At 68.7% G+C, this 23,500-nt stretch carries 23 protein-coding genes; 11 read left to right on the top strand and 12 right to left on the bottom strand.

The genetic code is table 11. The annotated features are described in order from the left end of the window. Window positions 1–249: 249 nt before the first annotated feature. Window positions 250–2,826, top strand: coding sequence for a membrane-bound PQQ-dependent dehydrogenase, glucose/quinate/shikimate family (locus tag ACTJIL_RS06355; RefSeq protein ID WP_440754706.1), 2,577 nt, complete (start codon window positions 250–252; stop codon window positions 2,824–2,826). Between the two features lie 16 nt (window positions 2,827–2,842). Continuing rightward, window positions 2,843–3,424, top strand: coding sequence for a DUF488 domain-containing protein (locus ACTJIL_RS06350; RefSeq protein ID WP_440754705.1), 582 nt, complete (start codon window positions 2,843–2,845; stop codon window positions 3,422–3,424). A gap of 124 nt (window positions 3,425–3,548) precedes the next feature. On the opposite strand, the gene ACTJIL_RS06345 is transcribed toward ACTJIL_RS06350, so the two are convergent. From ACTJIL_RS06345 to ACTJIL_RS06325, 5 genes are all read right to left on the bottom strand, one after another. Beyond that, on the bottom strand, window positions 3,549–3,971 hold the full coding sequence (locus ACTJIL_RS06345; RefSeq protein ID WP_440754704.1) for a universal stress protein: 423 nt from the start codon (window positions 3,969–3,971) through the stop codon (window positions 3,549–3,551). A 132-nt stretch (window positions 3,972–4,103) separates the two neighbouring features. Beyond that, entirely contained in the window at window positions 4,104–5,978 is a 1,875-nt protein-coding gene (locus ACTJIL_RS06340) for an ABC transporter ATP-binding protein (RefSeq protein ID WP_440754703.1), read from the bottom strand. Between the two features lie 114 nt (window positions 5,979–6,092). Continuing rightward, window positions 6,093–6,983 (bottom strand): DUF4097 family beta strand repeat-containing protein, encoded by an 891-nt coding sequence (locus ACTJIL_RS06335; RefSeq protein WP_440754702.1) that lies wholly within the window; start codon window positions 6,981–6,983, stop codon window positions 6,093–6,095. A gap of 26 nt (window positions 6,984–7,009) precedes the next feature. Then, complete coding sequence (locus tag ACTJIL_RS06330; RefSeq protein WP_440754701.1) at window positions 7,010–7,594, bottom strand: anti-sigma factor; 585 nt, start codon at window positions 7,592–7,594, stop codon at window positions 7,010–7,012. Next, the gene (locus ACTJIL_RS06325) at window positions 7,591–8,172 is read right to left on the bottom strand and encodes an RNA polymerase sigma factor (RefSeq protein ID WP_440754700.1); all 582 of its coding nucleotides are present in this window, start codon (window positions 8,170–8,172) and stop codon (window positions 7,591–7,593) included. Before ACTJIL_RS06325 ends, ACTJIL_RS06330 begins: the two co-directional genes overlap by 4 nt. A gap of 178 nt (window positions 8,173–8,350) precedes the next feature. Between ACTJIL_RS06325 and ACTJIL_RS06320 the strand changes: the two genes are divergently transcribed. Together ACTJIL_RS06320 and ACTJIL_RS06315 are read left to right on the top strand one after the other, a co-directional pair. After that, complete coding sequence (locus ACTJIL_RS06320; RefSeq protein ID WP_440754699.1) at window positions 8,351–9,886, top strand: fumarate hydratase; 1,536 nt, start codon at window positions 8,351–8,353, stop codon at window positions 9,884–9,886. 121 nt (window positions 9,887–10,007) lie between these two features. Beyond that, the gene (locus ACTJIL_RS06315; protein WP_440754698.1) at window positions 10,008–10,448 is read left to right on the top strand and encodes a CoA-binding protein; all 441 of its coding nucleotides are present in this window, start codon (window positions 10,008–10,010) and stop codon (window positions 10,446–10,448) included. A 56-nt stretch (window positions 10,449–10,504) separates the two neighbouring features. On the opposite strand, the gene ACTJIL_RS06310 is transcribed toward ACTJIL_RS06315, so the two are convergent. From ACTJIL_RS06310 to ACTJIL_RS06300, 3 genes are all read right to left on the bottom strand, one after another. Further along, window positions 10,505–11,656 (bottom strand): phospholipase A, encoded by a 1,152-nt coding sequence (locus ACTJIL_RS06310; protein WP_440754697.1) that lies wholly within the window; start codon window positions 11,654–11,656, stop codon window positions 10,505–10,507. Continuing rightward, window positions 11,653–13,032 (bottom strand): mechanosensitive ion channel domain-containing protein, encoded by a 1,380-nt coding sequence (locus ACTJIL_RS06305; protein ID WP_440754696.1) that lies wholly within the window; start codon window positions 13,030–13,032, stop codon window positions 11,653–11,655. The genes ACTJIL_RS06310 and ACTJIL_RS06305 overlap by 4 nt, the downstream gene beginning before the upstream one ends. Window positions 13,033–13,196: 164 nt before the next feature. Next, the gene (locus tag ACTJIL_RS06300) at window positions 13,197–13,697 is read right to left on the bottom strand and encodes a DUF456 domain-containing protein (RefSeq protein WP_440754695.1); all 501 of its coding nucleotides are present in this window, start codon (window positions 13,695–13,697) and stop codon (window positions 13,197–13,199) included. A 270-nt stretch (window positions 13,698–13,967) separates the two neighbouring features. Here ACTJIL_RS06300 and ACTJIL_RS06295 point away from each other — a divergent pair, with 270 nt between their 5' ends. Beyond that, window positions 13,968–14,177 (top strand): cold-shock protein, encoded by a 210-nt coding sequence (locus tag ACTJIL_RS06295; RefSeq protein ID WP_440754694.1) that lies wholly within the window; start codon window positions 13,968–13,970, stop codon window positions 14,175–14,177. A gap of 84 nt (window positions 14,178–14,261) precedes the next feature. Here the strand turns inward: ACTJIL_RS06295 and ACTJIL_RS06290 are convergent, their stop codons facing one another. Beyond that, the gene (locus ACTJIL_RS06290) at window positions 14,262–14,747 is read right to left on the bottom strand and encodes a glycine zipper 2TM domain-containing protein (protein ID WP_440754693.1); all 486 of its coding nucleotides are present in this window, start codon (window positions 14,745–14,747) and stop codon (window positions 14,262–14,264) included. 260 nt (window positions 14,748–15,007) lie between these two features. Continuing rightward, window positions 15,008–15,472, bottom strand: coding sequence for a hypothetical protein (locus tag ACTJIL_RS06285; protein WP_440754692.1), 465 nt, complete (start codon window positions 15,470–15,472; stop codon window positions 15,008–15,010). Between the two features lie 61 nt (window positions 15,473–15,533). Between ACTJIL_RS06285 and ACTJIL_RS06280 the strand changes: the two genes are divergently transcribed. Continuing rightward, complete coding sequence (locus ACTJIL_RS06280; RefSeq protein WP_440754691.1) at window positions 15,534–16,349, top strand: tRNA threonylcarbamoyladenosine dehydratase; 816 nt, start codon at window positions 15,534–15,536, stop codon at window positions 16,347–16,349. Between the two features lie 97 nt (window positions 16,350–16,446). On the opposite strand, the gene ACTJIL_RS06275 is transcribed toward ACTJIL_RS06280, so the two are convergent. Beyond that, window positions 16,447–17,274, bottom strand: coding sequence for a TatD family hydrolase (locus tag ACTJIL_RS06275; RefSeq protein ID WP_440754690.1), 828 nt, complete (start codon window positions 17,272–17,274; stop codon window positions 16,447–16,449). Beyond that, a complete protein-coding gene (locus ACTJIL_RS06270) occupies window positions 17,249–17,479 on the bottom strand; it encodes a DUF6116 family protein (RefSeq protein WP_440754689.1) in 231 nt (76 codons plus the stop codon). The genes ACTJIL_RS06275 and ACTJIL_RS06270 overlap by 26 nt, the downstream gene beginning before the upstream one ends. Window positions 17,480–17,665: 186 nt before the next feature. Here ACTJIL_RS06270 and ACTJIL_RS06265 point away from each other — a divergent pair, with 186 nt between their 5' ends. From ACTJIL_RS06265 to ACTJIL_RS06245, 5 genes are all read left to right on the top strand, one after another. After that, window positions 17,666–18,484 carry a glycine zipper 2TM domain-containing protein gene (locus ACTJIL_RS06265; RefSeq protein WP_440754688.1) on the top strand — a complete coding sequence of 273 codons (819 nt, stop codon included), beginning with the start codon at window positions 17,666–17,668 and terminating at the stop codon, window positions 18,482–18,484. A gap of 142 nt (window positions 18,485–18,626) precedes the next feature. Next, the gene (locus ACTJIL_RS06260; RefSeq protein WP_440754687.1) at window positions 18,627–19,790 is read left to right on the top strand and encodes an acyl-CoA dehydrogenase family protein; all 1,164 of its coding nucleotides are present in this window, start codon (window positions 18,627–18,629) and stop codon (window positions 19,788–19,790) included. A 113-nt stretch (window positions 19,791–19,903) separates the two neighbouring features. Further along, the gene (locus tag ACTJIL_RS06255; RefSeq protein ID WP_440754686.1) at window positions 19,904–20,458 is read left to right on the top strand and encodes a GNAT family N-acetyltransferase; all 555 of its coding nucleotides are present in this window, start codon (window positions 19,904–19,906) and stop codon (window positions 20,456–20,458) included. Further along, window positions 20,458–21,111 carry a glutathione S-transferase family protein gene (locus tag ACTJIL_RS06250; RefSeq protein WP_440755863.1) on the top strand — a complete coding sequence of 218 codons (654 nt, stop codon included), beginning with the start codon at window positions 20,458–20,460 and terminating at the stop codon, window positions 21,109–21,111. Before ACTJIL_RS06255 ends, ACTJIL_RS06250 begins: the two co-directional genes overlap by 1 nt. 120 nt (window positions 21,112–21,231) lie before the next feature. Beyond that, window positions 21,232–23,466, top strand: a complete 2,235-nt coding sequence (locus ACTJIL_RS06245) for a thiamine pyrophosphate-dependent enzyme (RefSeq protein ID WP_440755862.1) — start codon at window positions 21,232–21,234, stop codon at window positions 23,464–23,466. Window positions 23,467–23,500: the final 34 nt, after the last annotated feature.

Genomic DNA, 23,500 nt, shown 5'->3' with positions numbered 1-23,500 from the left:
AGCTCGCGGCTGAAGCCGCTCCTACAATGGAGGCGGCGCGCGTGTAGACCTGCGTGGGGCGTGCCCGGCCGGGGTGAAGAATGTTCCGGAGCGCACCGACTGCGCTCCTGCAAGGCGGCGTGTGGCGGGTGCCGGAACAGGCATTCGTCGTGAAGGTCGCGTCACTTCCGCGAGCAGGGTCCGGGGTAGCATCCGCCGGCATGTCTTCAACCCGCCGGCGCAACGCCGGCACGCACGGGAGAGCGGCATATGTCCACGAACGACAGCGAAGGCGACCGGCGCGGGCGCGACTGGCCCCTGCTCGTGCTCGGCACGATCACCTTGTTGCTGGGCCTGGTGCTCGCCATCGGTGGTGCCTGGCTCGCCAGCCTCGGCGGCTCCTGGTACTACGTGCTGGCCGGCGTCGGGCTGGTGCTGGCCGGCGTGCAGGTGGCGCGCGGGCGGGTATCGGGGGCATGGTGGTTCGCGGTGGTATTCGTGGGCACGCTGGCGTGGACGATCTGGGAATCCGGGTTGTCGTACTGGCGCTGGATCCCGCGCTTCGGCCTGATGGTGGTACTCGGTTTCTTCGTGGCGCTGCTGGCGCCGCGGCTGGCCGGCTGGCGTTCACGCGCGTGGTCGCGGGGCCTGGCGGGAATGATGGCGCTGGTGTTCGTGGCCGCGTTTGCGCTGGCGTTCGTGCCGCACGGGGTGATCGAAGCCGGCAAGCCGGGGCCGGCGGCGAAAGCCGTGGCGCCGGTGGCATCGGCAGGTGCGGCGCAGCCGGCGGATGCGCCCGCGGACGGCGACTGGCCGGCCTACGGCCGCAACAACGCGGCCGAGCGCTACTCGCCGCTCGCGCAGATCAGCCGCGACAACGTCGGCAAGCTCGAACGCGCGTGGACGTACCGCACCGGCGACTTGCCGGACAAGCGCTGGGGCGCCGAAACCACGCCGCTGAAGATCGGCGACGCGCTGTACCTGTGCTCGGCGCGCAACGTGCTGATCGCGCTGGACGCGGTGAGTGGCAAGGAGCGCTGGCGCTTCGATCCCAAGGTGCCGGACGAGGCCATTCCCTACACGGCGGCCTGCCGCGGCGTGACGTATTTCGATGCGCGCATTGCCGGCGCGACGCCTGCGCCGCGGCCCGGCGTGGTGGCTGCCGATGCCAATGCGAATCCGGATGCCGTCGCGCCGGCCGTGGTCGAAGCACCGCCAGCGGCCACGCCAGCGGCGCCCACCGACGGCGCCCCGGTTTCGGCGCCAGCTGCCCGCACCGCGTTGGCCTCCGACGCACCCTGCGCGACGCGCATCATCGAGGGCACGCTGGACGCGCGGCTGATTGCGGTCGATGCGCGCACCGGCAAGCCCTGCGCCGACTTCGGCGACAACGGCCAGGTCGACATCACCGTGGGCATGGGCAAGACGTCGCCGGGCATGGTCTCGATCACCTCGGCGCCGGTCATCGTGCGCGGCGTGGTCGTGACCGGGCACCAGGTGCTCGACGGACAGCGCCGCTGGGCGCCGTCGGGCGTGATCCAGGGATTCGACGCGATCACCGGCGAACTGCGCTGGGCCTGGGACATGATGCGGCCCGATCGCACCGGGTTGCCGCCGGCAGGCGAGACCTTCACCCGCGGCACGCCGAACATGTGGACCACGGCGTCGGGCGACGAGCAACTCGGCCTGGTCTACCTGCCGATGGGCAATTCCGCCGTCGACTACTGGAGCGGACTGCGGCGCGCGGAAGAGAACAAATATGCGACTTCGCTGGTCGCACTCGACGTCACCACCGGCAAGCCGGCCTGGCATTTCCAGACCGTGCGCAAGGACGTGTGGGATTACGACCTGGGTTCGACCGCGACCCTGGTCGACTTCCCCACCGCCGGCGGCAGCGTCCTGGCGCTGGTGCTGCCGAGCAAGCAGGGCGACATGTACGTGCTCGACCGCCGCACCGGCAAGCCGCTGACCGAGGTCGGGGAAATGAAGGTGCCCGGCGGCGGCGTCGAACCGCAGGAGCGTTCGCCGACGCAGCCGTATTCGCTGTACCACACGCTGCGACGCAAGGATGACCTGACCGAACGCGACATGTGGGGCGTGACGCCGATCGACCAGATGGCCTGCCGCATCCAGTTCCGCAAGGCCAGTTACGACGGGTTCTACACGCCGCCAACGGCCGACCGGCATTCGATCGAGTACCCCGGCTACAACGGCGGCTCGGACTGGGGCGGCATCGCGGTGGACCCGCGGCGCGGGATCATCGTGGCCAACTACAACGACATGCCGAACCACAACATCCTGGTGCCGCGCGCCGAGGCCGACCGGCTCGGCTGGGCGCCGCGCGACGAGGTGCGTGGCGACATGGGCGGCGCCGAGGGTGCGGGCGACCCGCAGCAGGGCACGCCGTATGCGATCAACGTCAATGCCGGCTGGCGGATGCCGACCGGGCTGTTGTGCAAGCAGCCGCCCTATGGCGGCATCCGCGCGGTCGAGCTGGCAACCGGGAAGATGCTGTGGGATCGCCCCTTCGGTTCGGCGCGTGCGAACGGGCCGTTCGGGATTCCGTCGCACCTGCCGATCGAGATCGGCACGCCCAACAACGGCGGCGCGGTGATCACCGCCGGCGGTCTGGTGTTCATCGCCGCGGCCACCGACAACCTGATCCGCGCGATCGACATCGAGACCGGCGAGACGGTGTGGAAAGACGTCTTGCCCGCGGGCGGGCAGGCGAATCCGATGATCTACGAGGCCGGCGGGCGCGAGTACCTGGTGATCATGGCCGGCGGACACCATTTCATGGAGACGCCGAAGGGCGATTACGTGATTGCGTACGCGTTGCCGCAGTAGGTGACGTCGTGCCGGGATGACGCAGCCAGCGGCGACCCTCTGGACCATCGGCCATTCCACGCGCGAGTGGGAGGAGTTCGCCGGCATGCTGCGCGAAGCCGGCATCGAAGTACTGGTGGATGTGCGCCGCTTCGCTGGTTCGCGGCGCAATCCGCAGTTCTCGCCGCTGGCGATGGCGCCCGCGCTGGAAGCGGCCGGGATCGACTACGTGCCGATGCCGGAGTTCGGCGGGCGACGCACGCCACAGCCCGATTCGCCCAATGACGCGTGGCGGGTCGCCGCGTTCCGCGCCTATGCCGACTACATGGCCGGGCCGGAGTTCGTCCTTGCGCGCGAACGGCTGATGCGCCTGGCGCACGAGCGGCGGGTGGCGGTGATGTGCGCCGAGGCGGTGTGGTGGCGCTGCCACCGGCGCCTGATCGCCGACGATTTCACCGCGCGTGGCTGGCAGGTCTGCCACCTGATGGCACCGGGCAAGGCGACGGTGCATCCGTTGAACCCGGATGCGCGGATGGTGGACGGCGTGTTGCGGTATCCCGCGCCGGGAGGCGGACAGGGCAGCCTGTTCGGGCAGGCACACGCCTCCGATGACATCTAGGGGCTCGCCCTTGCAGGAGCGGCTTCAGCCGCGAGCTCTTCTTCGCCGGGTCATTGCCGGTTGCTGATGAAAAGCGCGCGGCTGAAGCCGCTCCTGCAGAAAGTCGCTGGCGCAGGAAACGACTTCAGCGGATGACGGTCAGCGGCACCTTCGACTGCGCAAGGACCTTGGTCGCGACCGAGCCCAGCAGCAGGCTCTTGAGCGCGGTCTGGCCGCGCGAGCCCATCACGATCAGGTCGGCATCGTGCTTGTCGGCGTGGCGCGCGATCTCCTCGGCAGGATCGCCGACGAGGAAGGTCTCCGTGAAATCGAGCTTGGCGCGCCCCAGCACGCGCCGGGCCTTGTGGACTGCGTACTCGCTGTTGCTGGCGTAGTACTCGGCCGTGGCCTTGCGGCCGAGCTTGCTGCTGGCAGCCTTGAGCAAGGGCAGCGAGACATTGACCAGGGTCAGCTTCGGCGCCTCGGCGAGCTGTTTCGAAAGATGCACGACATGCTTGGCTGCACGGTCGCTGGCGTCGCTGCCGTCTACGGCGAGCAGGATGTTCATGGCGTTCTCCTTTGGAAAAATCCCGGTGGGGCGGCGATGGCTTGCCGCGTCGGCCCAGTGTGGCCCATCGGCGGCAGGCCGGGTTGATCCCGATCAATCCCGGTGCGCTTCATCGGCGCGCGGACCCGCGGCTCAGCGATAGCCGGCCGCCTGCAGTTCGAACAGTTCCGCATAGCGTTCGCCCTGGGCCATGAGTTCCTCGTGGGTGCCGCTGGCCTCGATCCGGCCCTGTTCCAGCACCAGGATGCGGTCGGCCATGCGCACGCTGGAGAAACGGTGCGAGATCAGCACCGCACTTTTGCCTTCGGACAGTTCCTTGAAGCGCTGGAACACCTCGAACTCGCTGCGCGCGTCGAGCGCCGCGGTGGGTTCGTCGAGAATCAGCAACTGCGCATCGCGCATGTAGGCGCGGGCGATGGCGATCTTCTGCCACTCGCCGCCCGACAGGTCCACGCCCTCCTTGAACAGCTTGCCGAGCATCTGGTCGTAGCCGGCGGGCAGGCGTTCGATCACTTCGTCGGCCATGGAGCGGTGGGCGGCGTCGGCGATGCGAGCGTGGTCGTCGCGGGCCTCGATGCGGCCGACGGCGATGTTGTCCGAGGCGCTCATGAAGTAGCGCACGAAGTCCTGGAAGATCACGCCGGTGTTGGCGCGCAGTGCGTCGAGGTCGTACTCCGCCAGCGGGTGGCCGTCGAGCAGGATGCGGCCCTCGTCCGGGTCGTACAGGCGCGAAAGCAGCTTGACCAGGGTGGTCTTGCCGGCGCCGTTCTCGCCGACCAGCGCCAGCACTTCGCCGGCGTGCAGGGTGAAGTCGAGGTGGCGCACCGCCCAGCGTTCGGCGCCGGGGTAGCGGAAGCCGACATTCTCGAACACGAGGCCTTCGCGGATCGGGGCCGGGAACGGGCGCGGGTTTGCCGGCGACAGGATTTCCGGCTTGATCTCGAAGAACGAGAACAGGTCGTCGAGGTACAGCGCCTGTCCCGCGACCTGCGAGAAGCTCGACAGCAGGCCTTCGAGCAGGTTGCGCAGGCGGCGGAACGAGGCCGAGAGGAAGGTCAGGTCGCCGATGCTGAATTCGCCGTGCACCGTGCGCCACGCGATGTAGGCGTAGGCCGCGTAGTAGCCGAGCGTGCCGATGGTGGTGAACAGCCCGCCCCAGCCGGCGCGACCCATCGCGATGCGGCGGTTGGCGAGGTAGATCGACCAGGCGAGCGTGCGGTAGCGCTCGATCAGGAAGCCGTTGAGCCCGAAGCTCTTGATCTCCTTGGCCGAGCTGGCGCTGGCGCCGGTCTGGCGCACGTAGTCGAGTTCGCGCCGTTCCGGGGTGGCGCGATAGTTGACCGCGTAGCTCTTGGCGTTGAAGTGCATCTCGCCGACGAACGCCGGCACCAGCGCGACCAGCAGCAGCACGATCAGCCACGGTGCGTAGACCAGCAGGCCGATGGCGAAGCTGATGATGGTGACGATGTCCTGCGCCTGCCCGAGCAGCTGCGACATCAGCGAGCTGCGGCCGGACACCTGGCGGCGGGCGCGGTCGAGCCTGTCCTGCAGGTCGGCGTCTTCGAAGTCCTCCAGGTCCAGCGAGGCCGCGTGTTCCATCAATCGCACGCTGGTGGCGTTGGAGTACAGCTCGGAGAGCAGCGAGTCGACCAAGCCGACGATGCGGCCGAGGATGTCCGACGCCACCGCCAGCGCGAATTCGATCGCCAGCAGTGCCAGCAGGTGGTGGAGCACGCCGGCATCCCACATCTGCGTGAAGCCCTGGGTGCCGGCGCCGAGGCCGACCAGCCGCACCGCCTCGTCGACGATCAGCTTGCCGACGTACAGCGTGGCGATCGGCAGCAGTGCGCGCGCCAGCCGCAGCAGCAGGCTGGACAGGGCAAGCAGGGGGCTGGTGCGCCAGATGTCGCGCAGGAACGGGGGCAGGTTGCGCAGCGCGGCGAAGCGCTCGCGCAGGTTCATCACCGGCGCCTCATGCCTGCGACCGAGCCAGGGTGGGGTCGACATCGGGTGCGTGTCTTCGAGCGGACAAGGCCCAAGAATGCCACGCCCGCATCGGTGCGGGCGTGGAGATGGTGGGCGTTGAGATGGCGGGCGTGCGCCGTGGCGGAGCGTCTTGCGTTATTGCAGCAGCAGCTCGACCGATCCGGAGAAGGTTTCGAGGTGGATCTCGCCGCCACCGGATCCGTAACGGTGTTCGAAACTCGAGCCCGGCCCGAACTGCGGCTTGTTGATCGTCGCGCCCGGCGCGCGCAGGTGGCCGCTGAAGGTCTCGCCGCTCACCTCCGCCGACAGCGACCTGGGCGCAACGACCTTGATGTTGCCGCTCACTGATTCGGACTTGAGGCTGCCGCCGTCGGCGAGCCCGACCTGCAGGGTGGCATTGCCCGAGACGCTGTTGCTGGACAGCCGGCGCAGCCGCTCGCCGCGGCTGTCGACGGTGATGCTGCCCGAAACGGTCTCCGCCTTGACCTCGCCGTCCAGGCGGCCGCGCAGGGTGATGTTGCCGCTGACGCTCTGCGCTTCGACGTTGGCGGAATTCAGGGTCAGGTGCAGGTCGCCGCTGACGCTTTCGATGTCGGCCTCGCGCGGCGCGCCGGCGACGCTGACGTTGCCGCTGACGCTGTCGATCTCCAGGCTGCGGCCGGCGGTGCCGACGACGCTGATCTCGACCGCGACGCCATCGATGTCGAGGCTGGCGAGCGTAGGCACGTCGACGATCAGGATGGTGGGTTCGCTGTTGTTGTCGCTGGTGCGGCGCGGGTAGCGCACCTTGATCTCGAGCTCGCGGCCGCCGGGGCCGATCTCGAGCTTTTCGACCCCGCGCCCGAGGCTGCCGCCAATGCGCACCTGCGGCTTGTCCCAGACCCGCACCTGGATGCGGCCCTTGAGGTTGGAGATCTCGACCTTGCCGTCGGCGTCGAGCGGGCGGGTCTCGTTGATCGGAGTGGAGGCCAGTGCGGCCAGCGGCAGGGCCGCGAGCAGCAGGGGCAGCAGGAATCGGATGGACATTGGGATTGCTCCGGTCAGGTGGAGATTCAGGTCGAGAGGGTGGCCAGGCGCCGAGACAGGTCGAGCCGGAGCGCGTAAAGGCTCTGCAGGCGTTCGAACAGGTAGCGTGCGTCCGGATCCTGGTGCAGCGCGGCGCGCACCTGTGCCGCGTTGCGGTCGATCTCGTGCAGTGCGCTGGTGTCGACGCCGGCCGGGCGGCGGGCATCGAACGCGCGCCAGGCGGTGCGGTATTCGCGGGTCATGTGCGCGGCTTCCCGCAGCATCGGGGTGGATGCGGTCGCGGCGGGCGGCGGCGCGTCCGTGGACGGCATGAACACCGCCCAGCCGATGGCCAGCACCGCGGCCAGCGAGGCGGCCGTGGCCAGGCCGGCGAACCGCTGCGAACGGCGACCGCGGTGCGCGCGCGATGCCGGCGTGCGCGATGAGGGCATGGGCGATGCCGCCACGTGCGCCGGCGGCGCGGGCGCCTCCTGCCTGTCGGCGGAAATGCGGGCGCTGATCCCCGGCCACAGGTCGTGAGCGGGCGTGCTGTCGCGGCGCAGGGCGCGCAGCGAGCGGCGCAGTTCGTCCGGCAGCGGTGCGTCGTGGTCGTGATCGTGATCGATGTTCATGCGTGTTCTCCCAGCCGCGCCCGCAGCAGGCCGCGTGCGCGATGCAGTTGCGCCTTGGAGGTGCCGATGGCCATCTCCAGTTCGCCGGCGATTTCCTCGTGGGTCCAGCCTTCCACGTCGTACAGCACCAGCACCGCGCGGGCGCGCGGCGGCAGGGTGGCGACGGCGCGGTCCAGGTCCATCGCCAGCGCCGTGGTGTGGCCGGCGGAGTCGGGATGGCCGACGCGTTCGAGCGAGTCCTCGTCGTCCATGGCCGGGTCGCCGCGGCGCGAGCGCAGCTCCATCAGCGCCGTGTTGGCGGCCAGCCGGTACAGCCAGGTGCTGAACGCGCTTTCGAATCGGTACGACCCCAGCGCCTGCCATGCACGGACGAAGGCATCCTGGGTCAGGTCCTCGGCGCGCTGGGGGTGGCGCCCCAGCAGGCGCGAGATCACCCCGTGCACGCGGCCGACGTGGCGCCGGTACAGCTCCTCGAACGCGGTGGTGTCGCCGCGCAGCGAGGCGCGGACCAGGGCGTGGTCGTCGTCCACGGCCGGCGCGGAAGCGGGCATCAGTGCGGTCACGATGGTGGTCAGCATAGTCCTTGAGATGCGCCGTGGCGGTTGGGGGTTTAAGCGGGGCCCCCGGACGGGTGGCAGCGCCGAGCGCCTCGTGTCGGACGTGGAAGGCAGCGTTCCACGGCCAGTCGCGGGGAGCGGTACCGGGGGTCGTGGGCTAAAATCAGCGGCTGTTTTCGCCAGCCTCCGCGAGCCCGCAGTGACCACCAGCCGTTCGGTTTCGATCAAGCAGGAAGACCTGATCCAGAGCGTCGCCGACGCCCTGCAGTACATCAGCTACTACCACCCGGTCGACTACATCCGGAACCTGTCGGCCGCGTACGAGCGCGAGCATTCGCCAGCGGCGAAGGACGCGATCGCGCAGATCCTGATCAACTCTCGGATGTGCGCCGAGGGCCACCGGCCGATCTGCCAGGACACCGGCATCGTCACCGTGTTCCTGAAGATCGGCATGGACGTGCGCTGGGACGACGCCACGATGGGCGTCGAGGACATGGCCAACGAGGGCGTGCGCCGCGCCTACCTGCACCCGGACAACAAGCTGCGCGCGTCGGTGCTGGCCGACCCGGCTGGTCGCCGCCGCAACACCGGCGACAACACGCCGGCGGTGGTCAACGTGAAGGTGGTGCCGGGCAACACTGTCGACGTGATCGTCGCGGCCAAGGGCGGCGGGTCGGAGGCGAAATCCAAGTTCGCGATGCTCAACCCGTCCGATTCGGTCGTCGACTGGGTGCTGAAGACCGTGCCGACCATGGGCGCCGGCTGGTGCCCGCCGGGCATGCTCGGGATCGGCATCGGCGGCACCGCCGAGAAGGCGATGCTGCTGGCCAAGGAATCGCTGATGGAGCCGATCGACATCGTCGACCTCAAGGCGCGCGGGCCGGCGAACCGGCTGGAGGAGATGCGCCTGGAACTGTTCGACAAGGTCAACGCGCTGGGCATCGGCGCGCAGGGCCTGGGCGGGCTGACCACCGTACTCGACATCAAGATCAAGGATTACCCCACGCACGCGGCCAACCTGCCGGTGGCGATGATCCCCAACTGCGCGGCCACCCGCCACGCGCACTTCACGCTCGACGGCAGCGGCCCGGTGATGCTCGACCCGCCGTCGCTGGAGGACTGGCCGAAGCTGACCTACAACCCGGCCAACGCGCGCCGGGTGGACCTGGACACCATCACCCGCGAGGAGGTGGCCAGCTTCAAGCCCGGCGAGGTGCTGCTGCTCAACGGCAAGCTGCTCACCGGCCGCGACGCGGCGCACAAGCGCATGGTCGACATGTTGAACAAGGGCGAGGAGCTGCCGGTCGATTTCAACGGCCGCTTCATCTATTACGTCGGCCCGGTCGATCCGGTGCGCGACGAGGCGGTGGGCCCGGCCGGCCCGACCACGGCCACGCGCATGGACAAGTTCACCGAACAGGTGCTGTCGCAGACCGGCCTGCTGGGCATGGTCGGCAAGGCCGAGCGCGGCGACGCGGCGATCGACGCGATCCGCAAGCACAAGTCGGTTTACCTGATGGCGGTCGGCGGCGCCGCGTACCTGGTGTCGAAGGCGATCAAGGCCGCGCGCGTGCTCGCGTTCGAGGACCTCGGCATGGAGGCGATCTACGAATTCACCGTGCAGGACATGCCGGTGACGGTGGCGGTGGATTCGACCGGCGAGTCGGTGCACAAGACCGGGCCGCGCGAGTGGCAGTCGCGGATCGGGCGCATCCCGGTGGTGGTCGAGGGCTGACTCGCGCAGCAGCGCGAACCGCTGCACGGTTCGCGCAATCGGTGCCTGCGATGTCGTTGGCGGTGCTTGATCGACCGGCGGCCGCCACCATGTCGATGAAACCACCGACGGGACACAACGCATGGCCGGCAGCCTGATCAGGGACCACATCGCCTTCGACCGCCTGCTGCCGCAGTTGCGTCGCATTGCCGTGCTCGGGATCAAGCCGGAAACGCGCGCGGACCGGCCGGCGCACATCGTGCCGGCTTACCTGCACCGCGCCGGCTACGAGGTGGTGCCGGTGCCGGTTTACTACCCCGACGTGTCCGAGATCCTCGGCCAGCGGGTGTATCGCAAGGTGGCGGAGATTCCTGGACGGGTGGATGTGGTCGACGTGTTCCGCAAGCCAGCCGACCTGATGCCGCACCTGGACGACCTCATCGCCGCCCGCCCGCGGCTGGTGTGGATGCAGACCGGCATCCGCGACGACGCCTTCGCCGCGCGCCTGATGGCCGCCGGCATCGACGTGGTGCAGGACGAATGCCTGATGGTGGAGCACCGCCGCTGGCGCAGTTCGCGGTAGGGGAGATGGCTCGCGCCGTCACGGCGCGAAACGCTTCCGAAGACGGGCCAGGGGCCTCAGAACCACTCGAGCAGCGAGATCCCCAGGCCGATGTAGGTCGAGCGGTGGTTGTAGTCGATCATGCTCTCGCCGTAGCCGTCGAATAGCTGCACGTGGCCGCGCAGGGTGTTGTGGATCGGGAAGCCCCAGTCGAATCCGACCGCGCCGTGCGAGCGGTCGCCACCGCGCAGCGAGTGCCGCGCCATCAGCGACAGCTCGTGCCCGCCGATGGTGTGCACGATGGTCACGTCGCCGCGACCCATGTAGTCCTCGATGTCCGGGTTGTCATCGTCGTTGCCGTCCGAGATCCGGATCCACGGGCGGAACGTCACCGCCCAGTTGTCGCGGTCCAGGCCGACGTTGAACATCACCCGGTTCCAGCTGCGCGACAGCGGGTCGGGGCGGCCGTTGGACTGGTGGTTGATGCCGACCGCCGCCATCCGCCCCTTCCAGCCGCCGAGGCTGTAGTTGTTGCGGAACACCAGCAGGATCTCCGGCTCGTAGTTGGTCTCGCGGAACGGGCGCGAGGCCTCGCCATTGTAGACCTGCCAGCGCGAGCTCTGGGTGTAGCCCATCCAGATGTCGCCGTTGTCGCCGAACAGGTTTTCCCAGGCCTTGGTCTTGAAGCTGATCTGGAACTTGGCCTCGATCGCGTCCAGCGCCATCGGCTCGGTCACCGTGTTGCGCGGGTTGGGCGAGTGCGGCATCTCGTTCTGGTCGCTGCTCCAGAACGCCGGCAGCAGGTAGACCGGCTTGTAGGCGCGGAAATTGAAGGTGCCGAGCTTGGAGTCCTTCGCCAGTTCCCAGCGGCTGTCGAGCAGCGAGCCCTTGCCGGCGTTGGCGATGGCGTCATCGGGCTCGGACGCGAACAGGTCACTGGCCGCGCCGCGGGCGCGGTCGGTGGCGGTTGCTGCGGCGGCCTCGGCTTCGCTGGCGGCTTCGCGGTTCTGGCGCGCGAGGGCGGCGGCTTCGTCGGCCTGCGACGCGCTGCGGGCCCGGCGTCCGGCGACGCGGTCGTAGCAGGCGAGGCGTTCGGCGTCGACTTCGACCAGCGCGCAGGCGTCGATGCTGCCCGGCGCCGGCGCGCCGGTCGATTGCGCCAGGACGGGACTGGCCGCGCCGGCCAGGCCGATGGAAACCAGCGTGAGGGTGGCCTGCATTGGCGTCATGGCGTGTCCTTTTCTTGCCCGGGCTTTTCGTGGTCGAGCATGTTGCCCGCGGCGGCCGCATCGGCGCGCTGGGCCTCGGCGAGCTGGTCGTCGATGTCGCGGTTGACCGAGGTGTCGACGCTCGCGCCGTGCGCGGGCTCGAGTGGAGGCGCCGGCGTCGCCTGCGGTTCGGTCTCGCGCGACAGCACGACATGCTGGACCGTGCGCGGCGCCTGGATGCCGGCGCGCGCGAACGCGGCCTTGACCAGGCGGATCGCCTCGCCGCGCACTTTGCCCAGGTCGCTGCTGCGCTGGTCGACCCAGCCGAAGAACTGCAGCTCGATGCCGCCGGGTGCGTTCTGGACCACCGTCCACGACGGCGCCGGGTCGTCGAGCACGCCTTCGATGCGCGAATACGCTTCCAGCGCCAGCGTCTGCGCCTGGCGGATCGAGTGCGCCGCGTCCATGGTGGTCCTGAAGTCGAAGCGCCGCTTCGGGTTCTGCGAGTAGTTCAGCAGCACCGACTTGAACACCAGCGCGTTGGGCAGCTGCAGCTGGTTGCCGTCCATCGTCATCAGGATGGTGGCGCGCGAGGTCAGCGCCACCACCTTGCCTTCGTAGCTGTCGATGCGGATCTGTTCGCCCGGCGAGAACGGCTTGCGCACGCTCAGCAGCACACCGGCGATGTAGTTCTCGGCGATGTCCTTGAACGCGAAGCCCAGCGCGAGCCCGACCACGCCCGCCGAACCGAGCACCGCACCGACCAGCGACGACAGCCCCAGCAGGTTCAGTGCCAGCAGCACGCCGACCAGGATCATGATCACCCGGACCGTGCGCCGGAGCAGGCCGTCCATGTACGGGTTGTCGGTGCGCAGCCGCAGCATCCGCAGGTTGCGCGACAGCACGCCGCCGGCCCACGCCGCCACGATCACGATCAGGATCGCGACCAGCAGCAGCGGCCCGCGGGCTGCGATCGCAACCAGCTTGGCGGTCATCTGCCGGTAGGCGGCATGGAAGTGCGCGCCCAGGCTGTCGTCGACCTCGACGTTGTTGACCACCGTGGCCACGCCGGGCGTCTGCGTGGCGATCTGGGCGGCTTCCTGCTTGTGGACCGGCTGCAGGACGCTGCCGTCGAGTCTGGCGACGCCGTCGTCCACGTTGGCCGTCACGCCCTTGAGGTCGTCGTCGGTGGTCAGCTTCGCCTGCAGTTGGCGGCTGGCGACGGTGTCTTCACCGGCGGCAGGTGCATCCGTTGCATCCGCCTGGTCGGCAGACGTGGACGCGGATGGTGTCACTCCGGTTTCAGGGGCGGACTGCGGCGCGGCGAACGCGGGCAGTGAAGCGGCCAGCAGCAGGCAGGCGGGCAGGGCGACGAGTTGCAGCAGGAAACGGGTCACGGGCGGGAATGTTCGCGGCAGGGGCGGAGAGTGCGGTGTGCGTTCGCGGGGCACGCTTTCGCGACGCATGCATGCGTGGACTTGCCGCAGTGTACTTTGCCGTCCCGGTGCAGCACGTGTCGCCGGTCAATGTCGTGCATGCGCCCGTTCCATCGCGTGAATGCTCAGGCGTACCACGCCCACGCAAACAGGACGAACATCGTGCACGCCAGGCCCAGCTTGAGCACGATGCCGAACACGATGCCCATCCACGTCCCGAAGCCGACCTTCGTCGCCTGGCCGACGCGGGCGCCGTCGATGCCGCGGCCGTGCCACAACTCGCCGAGCAACGCGCCGACGAAGGGGCCGGCGAACAGGCCGACCGGGCCGAAGAACAGGCCGACCACGGTGCCGATTACCGCGCCGGCCACCGCCTTGCGGCTTGCGCCCACGCGCTTGGCGCCGGCCGCGGTGGCCCAGAAGTCGATCACCATCGACAGCGCGGTCAGCACTCCGAGGATCAGCAGCCACCACCACTCCACGCGCTCGAAGCCATCGGTCCAGGCGGCCAGCAGCATGCCGGCGAAGACCAGCGGCAGGCCGGGTATGGCCGGCAGGAGGATGCCGGCCAGGCCGACGACCACCATCAGTGCGGCGAGCACGTACCACAGGGCATGCAGGTCCATCGGATTTCCTTTCGTGGTGCGGGTGGGTGGCGGTTTTCCGGCGTCCGGGACGACCCCGTGCGCGCGATTGCATTCTCACAAATGCCGGGGTAGTTTGCAGTCGCTGTGTTTGTCAAGGTCACTGTGAATCGTGGCCTGCGATGTGCCTGATCCGTGCAGCGTCGACGAACGTTCCGCACACCGGTCTGCGACACCGCCTGTTCCCCGTTTCCTCCTTGCGACCAGCCGCCAAGAGACGTCCAGAACAAACCGTTACAGGGAGCGATGCAGATGTCAGACCGCGAAACCGGAACCGTGAAATGGTTCAACGACGCCAAGGGCTTTGGATTCATCAGCCGCGAGAACGGCGAGGATGTCTTCGTCCATTTCCGCGCGATCCAGGCCCAGGGCTTCAAGAGCCTGAAGGAAGGTCAGAAAGTGAGCTTCACCGTCGTGCAGGGCCAGAAGGGCCTGCAGGCGGATGCGGTGCAGCCGCTGTAGGACGCGTGCGGGGTTTGGCTCCCTCGCGCCGGCAAGAAAAAAGGCCCGCCGGATGGCGGGCCTTTTTCATGTGCTTGCGGACGCTCAGCGCAGCACTGCACGGCCACCGTTGATGCGGACGTAGGAACCCTCGCGGATTCCGGCCAGGTCGGTCTGCTGGACGGTGCGCAGATTGCCGTCCTCCATCCGCACGGTGACGCGATAGGTCGTGCCTTGCTGGACCTTGTTCTGGATTGCGTTGCCGGCAACGGCGCCGCCCACGGCGCCGGCCACGGTTGCGATGTTCTGGTTGCCCTTGCTGCCGCCGGTCTTGTCCGAGATCTCGTGGCCGGCGACCGCGCCGACGATGCCGCCGAGGACCGCGCCGGTGGAGTTCGGGACGTTCTGGCCGCGGGCAACGGCCTCGATGCGCGTGACCGTGCCGCAGTCGGTACACACGGTGTTGCCGTATGCGCCGCTGCCGTACGACGGCGAGGTGCCATAGCCGCCGCCGTATCCGGGCGAGGTGGCGCAGCCAGCGGTGGCGAGCGCGGCAATGAGGGTGGTGGCGCCGAGCAAACGGATGTTCATGCCGATCTCCTGTCGTGGGGGACGAAGCGCATGGCTTCGTAGCCTCGAACAGTAGGCAGCATGCCGTGAACGCATGATCAACCGCCGTGCGCCACGGGCGCGCACGGTGGTTGCCGTCAGAGCGGGTTCATGTCCATCGCGGCGACGCGAAACGGGCCGCACCGAACATGTGCGTACCGGCCCGGCCGTGCGTCAGCCGTGGAAGATCGTGCCGTGGATCAGGCGCGTGGAATCAGCTGCAGGGAATCAGCTGCAGGGAATCAGCTGCGGAAATCCTGGTGGCAGGCCTTGCAGGCTTCGCCGATCTTGCCGGTGGCGGTGGTGACGCCCGCGCAGTTGAGCGGCGGGGCCGCCAGGGTCGAGTCGAGCACCGCGCGCAGGTCGCTGGCGTGCTTGCTGAAGCGGGCGTCTTCGCGCAGGTCGCCGAATGCGGGTTCGATGTCGTTGGCCACCGTGCGCAGCGCCTGCAGGTGCGGCAGCGTGTCGGTGGCGCTGCAGCGGTTGGCTTCGGTGCTGGACTTGAGCTGCGCCATGTGGGCCTGGAACAGGTCCATCGCCGCGACCGGATAGCGGTCCTGCCAGGTCTTCTTCGCCTCGACCGTGCGCAGGATCATCACCACGGCGATGGCGCCGATCACCAGGCCGACCAGGAACACGAACAGGTAGCGGCTGGCGGCGGACGGCTTGGCCGGCGTGACGGGATTGGCTTCGGGCGTGGTCGACATGGCGGACTCCTCGTTGGCTGCGGCGACGATAGCACGCGCCCGGCGCCGGTAAACTGCGCGGATGGATGCATCGTGGCAGGAACGTTTTTCCGGTATCGACCGCCTTTATGGCCGCGGCGCGCTCGAGCGCCTGTCGATGTCGCGGGTGGCCGTCATCGGCCTGGGCGGCGTGGGATCGTGGGCGGTGGAGGCCTTGGCGCGCAGCGGCGTCGGCGCGCTGACGCTGGTCGACGCCGATGACCTGTGCGTGTCGAACACCAACCGCCAGCTACCGGCGCTGGAAGGCCAGTACGGCCGCGGCAAGGCCGATGCGATGGCCGAGCGCTGCCGGGCGATCAATCCGCAGGCCGAGGTGCATGCGGTGGCCAGCTTCCTGACCCCTTCGAACATGGAGTCGCTGCTGGGCGAGGGCTTCGATGTGGTGCTCGACGCCTGCGACAGTTTCCGCAGCAAGGTCGAGATGATCGCCTGGTGCCGGCGCCGCAAGCAGCCGATCGTGACGGTGGGTTCGGCCGGCGGCCGCATCGATCCGACCCTGGTGCGCGTGCGCGACCTGTCGAAGACCGAGCACGACGCGATGCTGGCGCTGATCCGGCGCAAGCTGCGCACCGAGTTCCGGTTCCCGAGCGGGCCGAAGCGCTACTTCAGCGTGCCGGCGGTGTATTCGCTGGAGAACGTGCGCTATCCGCAGGCCGACGGCAGCGTGTGTGGCCTGCGCCCGCAGCTGGGCGCCGATGCCGCGCTCAAGCTCGACTGCGGCGCGGGGCTGGGCGCGGCGACCCACATCACCGGCGCGTTTGCGTTTGCCGCCGTGGGCAAGGTGCTGGAATTGCTGCTGCGGCGCAGGGAAGCCGTCGAGCCCACAGGTGCCATGTAGAAGCGGCTTCAGCCGCGAGCTTTCTGCGCAATACCCATCGTGCGAGAAGCTCGCGGCTGAAGCCGCTCCTACAAGAGCCGCTCCGCGAGGCCTGCCACTACGCGGCAGCGGGCGGGAGGCCGAACAGACGTTCGGCGTTCGCGGTGGTGGCTTCGGCGAGTTCTTCGGGCGCCATGCCGCGCAGGGCGGCAATGGTTTCGCACACGGTGCGCAGTCGCGCCGGTTCGTTGCGCTGGCCGCGGATCGCGCTGTCGGGCTGGTCGGGTGCGTCGGTTTCCAGCAGCAGGCGGTCGAGCGGCATCTCGGTGGCCAGCTTGCGCAGGCGGTGGGCGCGGTCGTAGGTGACCGGGCCGCCGATGCCGAGCATGAAATCCAACTCCCAGAGTTGTTCGGCCTGTTGCGAGCTTCCGGACCAGCTGTGCACCACGCCGCGCAGGGCGTGTTCCTGGCCTGGTCCGGGGCTGCCGCTGCGGCGGATCGATGCGATCACGGCATCGACCGCGCGCCGCGCATGCACGATCACGGGCAATCCGTACTCGCGCGCCAGCGCCAGCTGCCCGTCGAAGTAGAACTGCTGCGCATCGCGGTCGAGGCCGTCGATGAAGTAGTCCAGGCCACATTCGCCGATGGCCACCGGGCGCTCGCGCTCGACCCAGTCGCGCAGCTGCTGCAGATGCTCCGGGCGGTGGTCGGCGAGGAACATCGGATGCAGGCCATAGGCGGGAAACAGGCCGCTTGCACCGGCGCAGATGTCGCGCAGCTTCGGCCAGCCGGCGGCGTGGATCGCCGGCACCACCTGGCGGGCGACGCCGGCCACGCGTGCACGTACGACGACCGCATCACGATCGCGATCGAACTCCAACGCGTCGAGGTGGCAGTGGCTGTCGACCAGCACGATGTCAGTCCCGGCGACCCGGCTTGCCATCGATGGCGTCGCCGCGCCCGGGCTTCACGCGCTTCCAGTTCGCCAGCAGCAGGGTGCCCAGTCCGAGCAGCAGTTCGTCGACGAACGGGATCACGTCCGGCACCAGTACGTCGCCGACGAACAGGACCGCCGTCAGCAGGAACAGCTTGGGATAACTCAGTCGGCCAAACCAGCGCAGGAGCGGGGCGAGGAGAGGGTTGGGCATGGCGGATTCCCGGAGGCTGGCGTGGATGGCAACAGATGGGGACTGCCACGCTATCATCGGGCGGCGGAACCTGCGGGGTTCATCGCGCCGTCAGTTTCAGGGGGCGCCGAAGAAGTCCTGTTCAGGTTGTGGGTGCTGAAATCATCCCGCACACAAGAGCGGGACATCCGCCATCAGGAGAGGCTCATGAACAAGAACACCATCGCCATTGCCATTGCCGCACTGCTGGTCGGTGGCGTCTCGGTCGCAGCGTTCCAGCACGCACGCGCCCCGGACAACGCCGACGGCATCACCGCGTCGGGCGGCCTCGCCGGCCAGGACACCGCGCTCGACGATGCGGCACTGCTCGACAACAGCATCCCCGACAGCGGTCGCGTCGCCTACGCCGACGTGGTGGGCGTGAAGCCGATCACCGAAAAGGAGAAGCTCTACGCCACCGTCATCGGCACCGACCCGGTGCGTGAATCCTCGACCAGCTCGACCCCGCGCGAAGTCTGCAACGACGTCGTGGTCCAGGAACGCCTGCCGGAGCGCGACGGCAACGTCGGCGGCACGGTCGCCGGCGCGGTCATCGGTGGCCTGATCGGCAACCAGGTCGGCGGCGGCAACGGCAAGAAGGCCGCAACCGCGGCGGGCGCCGTGGCCGGTGGCTTCGTGGGCAACCGCGTCGACCGCAACCACGTTGGCGGCAAGGTGGTCAATCGCACCGAGCGCCAGTGCCATACCGTCACCGATACGTCCGAATCCAGCCACGTCGTCGGCTACAACGTGACCTACCGCAACCCGGACGGCACCACCGACACGATGCGCATGGGCAGCAAGCCGGGCAGCCGGATCTCGCTGGGCACCCAGGACAAGACCGTTGGTTATGACGTGACCTACCGCTACAACGGCGCGGAGCGCACCATCCGCATGGACCAGAAGCCGGGCGAGCGCCTGCCGGTGATCGACGGCCAGGTGGTGACGCAGACCGCCGCCGCGGCGGACAACCCCGACCGCGGGTGAGTCTTCCGGGGCGACCCGCGACAGCAAGCCGAGGGGCCGGAGCGATCCGGCCCCTTCTTTTTTGCCCCGGCGTATCGACACCGCCCCATCCCGGCCCGGACAACGGGCTAAAATGGCGGTTTTACCGGACGAAGAACCCGCCATGGCCCTGCACCCCTACGACCTTTACGACGTTCGCTCCCTGCTCAGCGAGGAGGAGCGCGCGGTCCAGGACACCGTGGCCCGGTTCACCGACGAGCGCGTGCTGCCGATCATCGGCGAGTGCTTCGACCAGGGGCGTTTCCCGACCGAACTGATCCCGGAGATCGCCGGGCTCGGACTGCTCGGCGCCACCTTGCCCGAGGAGTACGGCGGCGCCGGGCTGAACGCGGTCAGCTACGGCCTGATCTGCCAGGAGCTGGAGCGCGGCGACAGCGGCCTGCGCAGTTTTGCCAGCGTGCAGTCCTCGCTGTGCATGTATCCGATCTACGCCTACGGCACCGAAGAACAGAAAAAGCGCTGGCTGCCCGACATGGCCGCCGGCAAGGTCATCGGCTGCTTCGGCCTGACCGAGCCGCACGGTGGTTCCGACCCGGCCAACATGAAGACCAATGCGAAGAAGGACGGCGGCGACTGGGTCATCAACGGCGGCAAGATGTGGATCACCAACGGCAACCTCGCCGACATCGCCATCGTCTGGGCGCAGACCGAGGACGGCATCCAGGGCTTCATCGTCGAAAAGGATTTCGCCGGCTTCAGCGCGCAGGAGATCAAGCACAAGATGAGCCTGCGCGCGTCGGTGACGTCCGCGCTGTTCTTCGACAACGTGCGCGTGCCCGAGTCCAACCGCCTGCCGAACGTGAAGGGCCTCAAGGGTCCGCTCGGCTGCCTCACCCAGGCCCGCTACGGCATCACCTGGGGGCCGATCGGCGCCGCCATCGCCTGCCTCGACGAGGCGCTGAACTATTCGAAGGAACGCATCCTGTTCGACCGCCCGGTGGCCGCGACCCAGAGCGCGCAGCTGAAGATGGCCGACTGGGCGCGCCGCATCACTGCCGCGCAGTTGCTGTCGCTGCAGCTCGGTCGCCTGAAGGATGCCGGCAAGATGCAGCCCACGCAGGTGTCGCTGGCGAAGTGGAACAACTGCCGCATGGCGATCGACATCGCCCGCGAGGCGCGCGACCTGCTCGGCGCCGCCGGCATCACCACCGAGCACTGCCCGATCCGCCATGGCCTGAACATGGAGTCGGTGATCACCTACGAGGGCACCGAGACCGTGCACCAGTTGGTGGTGGGCCGCGAGCTGACCGGCATCAACGCGTTCTGATCCTGCCCGTGCCCTTGTAGGAGCGGCTTCAGCCGCAAGCTTTTCATGGAGACGGAAAGCCGGCGGAAGAGCTCGCAGCTGAAGCCGCTTTTACACCGTTTCCGGAGTCGCAAATGCGCGTGACCGACATCCGCATCGAAACCGAACGCCTGCTCCTGCGCCCGCCGGCGCTGGAGGATTTCGACGGCTACGCCGAGCTCCTCGGCGATAAGGAAGCCGCGCGCTACATCGGCGGCCACATGGTGCGCGCGGCCGCCTGGCGCAAGTTCCTTCAACAGCCGGGCGCATGGCTGGTGCAGGGGTTTGGAATGTTTTCCGTGCTGGACAAGGCCAGCGGCGAATGGCTCGGCCAGCTGGGCCCGTGGCGGCCGGAAGGCTGGCCGGGCAACGAGATCGGCTGGGCGTTCCGGCGCACGGCCTGGGGCAGGGGCTATGCGACGGAGTCTGCCGTTGCCGCGATCGACTGGGCATTCGACAACCTCCGCTGGGACGACGTGATCCATTGCATCGATCCCGACAACGCGCCTTCGCAGGCGCTGGCGCGGCGGCTGGGCTCGACCAACCAGGGGCCGGGAACACTGCCGGCGCCGTTCGAAGACCATCCGGTCGAAGTCTGGGGGCAAACCCGGGAACAGTGGCGCGCGCGCCGCGCCGGGGCATCGACGTGATCACGGTTTACGGCTTCTCTTCCTCCGGCAACTGCCACAAGGTGCGGCTGCTGCTGGAACAGCTCGGCCGTCGGCTCGACCAGGATTACCGCTGGGTCGAGACCGACAGCAGCCGCGGGCAGACGCGTACGCCGGAATTCCTCGCGAAGAACCCCAATGGCCGCGTGCCGATCATCGAACTCGACGACGGCCGCGTCCTTGCCGAATCCAACGCGATCCTGTGCTGGCTGGCTGAAGGCAGCCCCTATCTGCCTGCCGATGCCTGGCAGCGCGCGCAGGCGCTGGGCTGGATGTTCTTCGAGCAGTACAGCCACGAGCCATACGTCGCGGTCGCCCGCTTCATCCGCGGCTGGACACCCGTGGATTCGCCGCGGCGTGGCGCCGAACTGTCGCGCTGCCTCGAGCGCGGACATGCGGCGTTCGCGGTGATGGAGCGCCACCTGTCGGACAACGCCTGGTTTACCGGGCCCGATTACGGCATCGCCGATATTGCATTGTTCGCCTATACCGACGTCGCCGGCGAGGGCGGTTTCGACCTGACGCCATATCCGGCGATCCGCGACTGGCTGGCGCGCGTGCGCGCCACGCCCGGGTTTGTCGCCATGCCTGAGCCGGCGGCAGGCGCCGCTGCACTGCTCGCACGCATCGATTGAACGCGTAGCTCGGGACTACGCCCCCGACGCCCGCAACCGCGGGCACGCACAGAACAACCGCCAGGCGCGTAGGCCCGGCTTACGGAAGACATCGTGACCGCAAACACCATTCCCGCCCGCATGCGCGGCCTTAACCGCGCCGAGATCTGCGACGTCAACTTCAGCGAGTTCGTGCGCGAGTGGAACGGACACGCCGACGCGAAGCCATTGTCCGGCGATGCCATCCTCGACGGCAGCGCGCTCGACGCGCGCGGCTTCCGCGAGCTGTTCGAATCGCAGCTGGTCAGCCGCCACCTCGACCTGATGGCGCGCGTGCTGCGGGTGCAGAACAAGGTTTTCTACACCATCGGTTCCAGCGGCCATGAGGGCAACACGATGGTGGCGCGGCTGACGCGCCATACCGATCCGGCGTTCCTGCATTACCGTTCCGGTGGTTTCATGGCCGAGCGGTTCCGCAAGTTGCCCGGCATGGACCCGGTGATGGATTCGGCGCTGTCGTTCGCCGCGTCGAAGGACGATCCCGCATCCGGTGGCCGCCACAAGGTCTGGGGCAGCAAGCCGCTGTGGGTGCTGCCGCAGACATCCACGATCGCCTCGCACCTGCCCAAGGCGTTCGGCACCGCGGTGGCGATCGAGCAGGCGCGCCGCATCGGCCACCAACTGCCGATCCCCGACGACAGCATCGCGATCTGCTCGTTCGGCGATGCGTCCAGCAACCACGCCACCGCGCAGACCGCGTTCAATGCCGCGGCGTGGACGGCCTACCAGAAGCTGCCGGCGCCGGTACTGTTCGTGTGCGAGGACAACGGCATCGGGATCTCGGTCAAGACCCCGGACGGCTGGGTGGCGCGCAATTTCGCCAGCCGTCCGGACCTGGATTACTTCGCCGCTGACGGCCTCGACCTCGCAGCCGGCTACGGCGACGTGCAGAAGGCGGTCGAACATTGCCGCCGCACCCGTCGCCCGACCTTCCTGCACCTGCGCACCACCCGGATCATGGGCCACGCCGGCACCGACTTCGAGATCGAATGGCGCTCGCTGGAGGAATTGTGCGCGGTGGAGGCGACCGATCCGCTGCTGCGTTCGGCAGCGATCGCGCTCGAGTCGGGGTTGATGACGAAGGAAGAAGTCCTGGCGCTGTACGAGGAAACGCGGAAGAAGTGCTTCGCCGCCGCCGAGGAAGCCGACCGCCGGCCGCGCCTGTCGTCGCTGGAGGAAGTGATGGCGCCGCTGGCGCCGTACTCGCCTGAGGCAGTCGGCAAGGAGGCAGCGCGTGCCGATTACGGCAAGCGCCGCGAGGAGGTGTTTGGCGGCAAGGACAAGCTGCCCGAGGCGCAGGCGCCGCGGCACATGGCGATCCAGATCAACAACGCGCTGCACGACCTGTTCGCCAAATACCCCGAGACCCTGCTGTTCGGCGAGGACGTGGCGCAGAAGGGCGGCGTCTACACCGTCACCAAGGGCCTGCAGAAGGCCTTCGGCGCGCGCCGCGTGTTCAACACGTTGCTCGACGAAACCGTGATCCTCGGCCTGGCGCAGGGCTACGCCAACATGGGCATGCTGCCGCTGCCGGAGATCCAGTACCTGGCGTACTTCCACAACGCCGCCGACCAGATCCGCGGCGAAGCGGCGAGCCTGCAGTTCTTCAGCAACGACCAGTACCGCAACCCGATGGTGGTGCGGATCGCGTCGCTGGGGTACCAGCGCGGGTTCGGCGGGCATTTCCACAACGACAACTCGATCACCGCGCTGCGCGACATTCCCGGCCTGGTGGTCGGCTGCCCGAGCCGCGGCGACGATGCTGCGACGATGCTGCGCACGCTGGCCGCGCTGGCGAAGGTCGACGGCCGCGTCTGCGCGCTGCTCGAACCGATCGCGCTGTACATGGCCAAGGACCTGCACGAGCCGGGCGACGGCGGCTGGCTGACCGAATATCCGGCACCGGACCAGGCGATGCCGCTGGGCGAGGGGCGCGTCTATGGCGAGGGCCATGACGACCTGGTCATCTTCACTTTCGGCAACGGCGTGCCGATGAGCCTGCGTGCGGCGAAGAAGATCGAGGAGAAGCACGGCTGGAAGACCCGCGTGGTCGACCTGCGCTGGCTGGTGCCGCTCAATGAAACCTTCATCCGCGAACAGGCGGCGACCGCCAGCCGCATCCTGATCGTCGACGAGGGCCGGCGCAGCGCCGGCGTGGGCGAGGGCATCATCACGGCCGTGGTGGAAGGCGGCTTCGGTGCGCGCCCGTTCCGGCGGGTGGTGGGCGCCGATACCTTCACCCCGCTGGCCGGCGCCGCGTTCCTGGTGATCCCGTCGGAAGAGGAAATCGTCGCCGCGGCCGATACGCTGGCCTGACCCGGCGAGCCACGGGCGGAACAATGCCTTCCGC

Source organism: Luteimonas sp. 22616 (assembly GCF_052044325.1).
Classification (GTDB): domain Bacteria; phylum Pseudomonadota; class Gammaproteobacteria; order Xanthomonadales; family Xanthomonadaceae; genus Luteimonas.
The sequence above is the reverse complement of the archived record's forward strand: the minus strand, read 5'-3'. Positions and strand labels throughout refer to the sequence as shown.

Excerpts from the sequence above, each read along its gene's own strand:
- ACTJIL_RS06275 (WP_440754690.1), bottom strand. The coding sequence starts at position 17,274 with ATGGCAAGCCGGGTCGCCGGGACTGACATCGTGCTGGTCGACAGCCAC.
- ACTJIL_RS06325 (WP_440754700.1), bottom strand. The coding sequence starts at position 8,172 with ATGCTGACCACCATCGTGACCGCACTGATGCCCGCTTCCGCGCCGGCC.
- ACTJIL_RS06300 (WP_440754695.1), bottom strand. The coding sequence starts at position 13,697 with ATGGACCTGCATGCCCTGTGGTACGTGCTCGCCGCACTGATGGTGGTC.
- ACTJIL_RS06330 (WP_440754701.1), bottom strand. The coding sequence starts at position 7,594 with ATGAACATCGATCACGATCACGACCACGACGCACCGCTGCCGGACGAA.
- ACTJIL_RS06295 (WP_440754694.1), top strand. The coding sequence starts at position 13,968 with ATGTCAGACCGCGAAACCGGAACCGTGAAATGGTTCAACGACGCCAAG.
- ACTJIL_RS06340 (WP_440754703.1), bottom strand. The coding sequence starts at position 5,978 with ATGTCGACCCCACCCTGGCTCGGTCGCAGGCATGAGGCGCCGGTGATG.
- ACTJIL_RS06255 (WP_440754686.1), top strand. The coding sequence starts at position 19,904 with ATGCGCGTGACCGACATCCGCATCGAAACCGAACGCCTGCTCCTGCGC.
- ACTJIL_RS06260 (WP_440754687.1), top strand. The coding sequence starts at position 18,627 with ATGGCCCTGCACCCCTACGACCTTTACGACGTTCGCTCCCTGCTCAGC.
- ACTJIL_RS06335 (WP_440754702.1), bottom strand. The coding sequence starts at position 6,983 with ATGTCCATCCGATTCCTGCTGCCCCTGCTGCTCGCGGCCCTGCCGCTG.
- ACTJIL_RS06310 (WP_440754697.1), bottom strand. The coding sequence starts at position 11,656 with ATGACGCCAATGCAGGCCACCCTCACGCTGGTTTCCATCGGCCTGGCC.
- ACTJIL_RS06355 (WP_440754706.1), top strand. The coding sequence starts at position 250 with ATGTCCACGAACGACAGCGAAGGCGACCGGCGCGGGCGCGACTGGCCC.
- ACTJIL_RS06315 (WP_440754698.1), top strand. The coding sequence starts at position 10,008 with ATGGCCGGCAGCCTGATCAGGGACCACATCGCCTTCGACCGCCTGCTG.
- ACTJIL_RS06270 (WP_440754689.1), bottom strand. The coding sequence starts at position 17,479 with ATGCCCAACCCTCTCCTCGCCCCGCTCCTGCGCTGGTTTGGCCGACTG.
- ACTJIL_RS06265 (WP_440754688.1), top strand. The coding sequence starts at position 17,666 with ATGAACAAGAACACCATCGCCATTGCCATTGCCGCACTGCTGGTCGGT.
- ACTJIL_RS06345 (WP_440754704.1), bottom strand. The coding sequence starts at position 3,971 with ATGAACATCCTGCTCGCCGTAGACGGCAGCGACGCCAGCGACCGTGCA.
- ACTJIL_RS06290 (WP_440754693.1), bottom strand. The coding sequence starts at position 14,747 with ATGAACATCCGTTTGCTCGGCGCCACCACCCTCATTGCCGCGCTCGCC.
- ACTJIL_RS06350 (WP_440754705.1), top strand. The coding sequence starts at position 2,843 with ATGACGCAGCCAGCGGCGACCCTCTGGACCATCGGCCATTCCACGCGC.
- ACTJIL_RS06280 (WP_440754691.1), top strand. The coding sequence starts at position 15,534 with ATGGATGCATCGTGGCAGGAACGTTTTTCCGGTATCGACCGCCTTTAT.
- ACTJIL_RS06285 (WP_440754692.1), bottom strand. The coding sequence starts at position 15,472 with ATGTCGACCACGCCCGAAGCCAATCCCGTCACGCCGGCCAAGCCGTCC.
- ACTJIL_RS06245 (WP_440755862.1), top strand. The coding sequence starts at position 21,232 with ATGCGCGGCCTTAACCGCGCCGAGATCTGCGACGTCAACTTCAGCGAG.